Source organism: Salinisphaera sp. (assembly GCF_035690525.1).
In the GTDB taxonomy this organism is placed as follows: domain Bacteria; phylum Pseudomonadota; class Gammaproteobacteria; order Nevskiales; family Salinisphaeraceae; genus Salinisphaera.
In genome coordinates, this window is sequence record NZ_DASSKM010000131.1 from 1 (window position 1) to 3,749 (window position 3,749).

At 64.3% G+C, this 3,749-nt stretch carries 3 protein-coding genes and 1 pseudogene; 3 read left to right on the top strand and 1 reads right to left on the bottom strand.

Going from position 1 to position 3,749, the window contains the following annotated elements; all coding sequences use genetic code 11:
- Both VFJ08_RS09910 and VFJ08_RS09915 read left to right on the top strand, forming a co-directional pair.
- Positions 1–1,503 (top strand): DUF5915 domain-containing protein (locus VFJ08_RS09910; protein WP_324997043.1); only part of this gene is annotated, 1,503 nt, incomplete at its 5' end.
- A gap of 46 nt (positions 1,504–1,549) precedes the next feature.
- A complete protein-coding gene (locus VFJ08_RS09915) occupies positions 1,550–1,804 on the top strand; it encodes a type B 50S ribosomal protein L31 (RefSeq protein ID WP_324997044.1) in 255 nt (84 codons plus the stop codon).
- A gap of 17 nt (positions 1,805–1,821) precedes the next feature.
- On the opposite strand, the gene VFJ08_RS09920 is transcribed toward VFJ08_RS09915, so the two are convergent.
- The gene (locus VFJ08_RS09920; protein ID WP_324997045.1) at positions 1,822–2,721 is read right to left on the bottom strand and encodes a LysR family transcriptional regulator; all 900 of its coding nucleotides are present in this window, start codon (positions 2,719–2,721) and stop codon (positions 1,822–1,824) included.
- 126 nt (positions 2,722–2,847) lie between these two features.
- On the opposite strand from VFJ08_RS09920, the pseudogene VFJ08_RS09925 reads away from it, so the two are divergent.
- A pseudogene (locus tag VFJ08_RS09925) lies at positions 2,848–3,749 on the top strand (5-methyltetrahydropteroyltriglutamate--homocysteine S-methyltransferase); the annotation flags it as partial.

Genomic DNA, 3,749 nt, shown 5'->3' on the forward strand with positions numbered 1-3,749 from the left:
TGGTTCTATTCGCTGCATGCCATCGGCACGTTGGTCAAGGATTCGCCGGCCTACAAGAACGTCATCGTCAACGGTCTGCTGCTGGATGCCAACGGCGAGAAGATGTCCAAGTCCAAGGGCAATACGGTCGATCCCTTCGAAGCGCTCGACACCCACGGCGCGGACGTCATCCGCTGGTACATGCTGTCCAACAGCCCGCCCTGGGACAACACGAAGTATGCCGATCGCGGCCTGCGCGAAACGCGCACCAAAGTGTTCGGCACGCTGGAGAATGTCTATTCGTTTTTCGCCACCTACGCCAATATCGACGGCTTCACGGCGGATACACCGGCGCCGGTGGTAGCTGATCGGCCCGAGCTGGACCGCTGGATTCTGTCGCGCCTGCAATCCACGGCCGCCGAGGCCGCGGCGGCGCTGGACGCTTACAACCCGACCCGCGCGGCGCGCGGCCTCGAGCGCTTCATCGATGCGTTGTCGAATTGGTATATCCGCCGCTCGCGGGCGCGGTTTTGGGCCGGCGCGCGCGCCGACGCGAGCGACCATGCCGGCGACGACGCCGCGGCCGACAAGCGCGCGGCGTACCACACCACGCTGACCTGCCTTCGTGATACCGCGGCGATGATGGCGCCGATCGCGCCGTTCTTCGCCGACTGGCTGTACGGCCGGGTCACGGCCTCGACCGGCGCGCGGGGTTCGGTGCACTTGGCCGACTTTCCACTGGCCGATCCCGACATCACCGACGGCGATCTGGAACGGCGCATGGCGCTGGCGCGGACGATCGTGGCCAATGTGCTGGCATTGCGCAACGAGGCCGGTTTCAACGTGCGCCAGCCGCTGGCGCGTATTCTCGTGGTCGAGGAACCGGGCGTGGCCCGGGCCGATGTCGAGGCCGTGGCCGCGATCGTGCGCGACGAGGTCAATGTCGACACCATCGAATATGTCGCCGGCGAGGGCGAACTGGTCACACGCCGCGCCAAACCGAATTTCAAACAGCTCGGCAAGCGGCTGGGCAAAAAGATGAAGACGGTGGCCGCGGCCGTCGCCGAACTGGACGATGCCGTGATCGCGGCGTATCTGCGCGACAACACGCTCACCGTGGCCGCCGACGGCGAAGCGGTCGAACTCGGCGCAGGCGACCTGCTGATCGCGGCCGAAGGCGTGGCGGGCTGGCTGGTCGGGCGCGAGGATGGCGTAACGGTGGCACTTGATAGTACACTTACCGATTCGCTAATCCAGCGCGGGCTGGCGCGCGAGGTCGTCAACCGTATCCAGCGGCTGCGCAAGCAGGCACAGTTTCATGTTGCCGATCGGATCCGGATCGAGTATCGCACCGGAGATGAACGGCTGGCGGCGGCCATAGCCGCGCACGAGGGCTGGATCGCCCGCGAGACGCTGGCGCGCGAGATGGCGCCGGCCGAGGCGCCGGCCGGCGATGTCGAGGCTGATTTCGAACTCGGCGACGGTGCGCTCGCCATGGCATTGACGCGCGAGTGCCAACGGTGACGAGCCCGAATATTTTTATTAATTGCAGACGCGACGGTCAAAGATCATGAAACAGGACATTCATCCCCAGTACCGCCCGGTCGTGTTCAAGGACATGGGCAGCGATTTCGCTTTCCTGACCCGTTCGACCATCGACTCGAACGAGACCATCGAGTGGGAAGACGGCAACAGCTATCCGCTGATCAAGCTGGAAGTCACCAGCGATACGCACCCGTTCTACACCGGCAAACAGAACATCATGGACACGACCGGCAAGGTGGAGCGTTTCCGCCGCCGTTTCGGGGCGATGGGCAAGAAGTAAGCACGTTCGGGCGCGTCTCAGGCGGCCGTCCCCGATGGGCCGGCGCGCGCCGCGGCCAGAAATCCGGCGATCGGCGGTTCCTGCAGGCTGGCGCGCCGCACGCCCAGATGAATCTGTTTGGCGATCCCGGTCCGGCCGAGCTGGACCGGTGCGATCGCGAGTTCGGCGCTGTACTCATCGGCCAGCCAGCGCGGTAGCGCCGCCACGCCGCGGCCGGCGGCGACCAGTTGCAGCATGATGTCAGTGGATTCGAGCGTCTTGTGGCGTCGCGGCGCCACATGCGCCGGCCCGAGCAGTTCGGTGAAGATATCCAGCCGCGCCGGGTCCACCGGATAGGACAGCAACACTTCGCCGGCCAGCATCTCGGCCGTTACGTGGCCCGCCTGCGCCAGCCGATGGTCGCGGGCCACGACCAGCACCTGTTCGTAGTCGAACACCGGCTCGAAGAGCACGCCGCGCTTGGCCAGCGGATCGGGCGTGACCAGAATATCGATGTCGTGATTGAACAGCGCGGCCATGCCGCCGAAGCGAAACGCCTGGATCACGTCGATATCCACGCCCGGCCACTCGGCAAGATACGGTTCCACGATCTTCAGCAGCCAGCGATAGCAGGGATGGCATTCCATGCCGATGCGCAAGCTACCGTACTGGCCGGCGGCATAGTCGGCGAGCACGGCGTCGATGCGCTCCAACTGCGGCAGCAGGCGTTCGGCGGCGGCCAGCAGATAATCGCCGGCCGGGGTCAGCCGAATGCGCCGCCCCTCGCGGCGCCAAATCGCGGTGCCGGCCTGATCCTCGAGCTTGCGGATGGCATGGCTGAGCGCCGACTGCGTCAGGTGCAGCGACGTCGCCGCCGCCGTGAGGGTGCCGTCGCGTTCGATCTGGCGCAGGATGCGCAAATGGATGCGTTCGATCATCGGTTATGAGAGAAAATCATATATCGATGCAAATATACCAATATTAGTCATGGATCAGCCGCTCTAGACTCTTAATCGATCGCCAGCGGTGCTGGCGTGGATAATGCAGGACAGGAGCGACGATCCATGACCACATCCCATAATCTCGGATTTCCCCGTATCGGCGAGCGCCGTGAACTCAAGAAGGCCACCGAGGCTTACTGGACGGGCGATCTGGACCGGGCCGGGCTCGAGTCGGCGGGCGCCGATATCCGTCGTGCGAACTGGAAAAAACAGCGCGCTGCCGGCATCGACTTGATTCCGTCCAACGACTTCTCGTTCTACGATCAAGTGCTGGACATGGCCTGTCTGGTCGGCAATGTGCCCGCCCGCTTCGACTGGGACGGCGAGCACGCCGATCTGGATCTCGCCTTCGACATGGCGCGCGGCACGCGCGCCGCCATCGCCTGCGAGATGACCAAGTGGTTCGATACCAATTACCACTATCTCGTGCCCGAATTCACGCGGGACACGGCGTTCAAGCTGGCGGCAACCAAGATCTTCGACGAGTTCGCCGAGGCGAAGTCGCTTGGTATCGTCACCAAGCCGGTGCTTATCGGCCCCGCGACTTATCTGACGCTCGGCAAGGTCGCCGACGGTTCGAACCTCGACAAGTTCGAGCTCGCCGATCAACTGATTCCGGTCTATGTCGAAATCCTGGACCGGCTGGCCGCGGCCGGTGCCGAATGGGTGCAAATCGACGAGCCGATTTTCTCGCTCGATCTCACCGACGCCCAGCGCGAAGTGATCGCCAAGACCTACGAGACGCTGTCGCGCGTCGGCGATTTGAAAATCATGGTCGCCAACTACTTTGGCGAACTGCGCGACAATCTCGATCTGTTCGTGAACCTGCCGGTCGCCGCGCTGCATATCGACGGCCTGCGCGGGGCCAGCGAGATCGAGACCGTGGCCGCCCGGCTGGCCGGAGATACGAAGCTATCGATCGGCGCGGTCGACGGCCGCAATATCTGGAAGACCGATCTGGCCGC

What these genes read in the sequence shown, in the direction of transcription:
- VFJ08_RS09915 (WP_324997044.1), top strand. Translation starts at nt 1,550, where the DNA reads ATGAAACAGGACATTCATCCCCAGTACCGCCCGGTCGTGTTCAAGGAC.
- VFJ08_RS09920 (WP_324997045.1), bottom strand. Translation starts at nt 2,721, where the DNA reads ATGATCGAACGCATCCATTTGCGCATCCTGCGCCAGATCGAACGCGAC.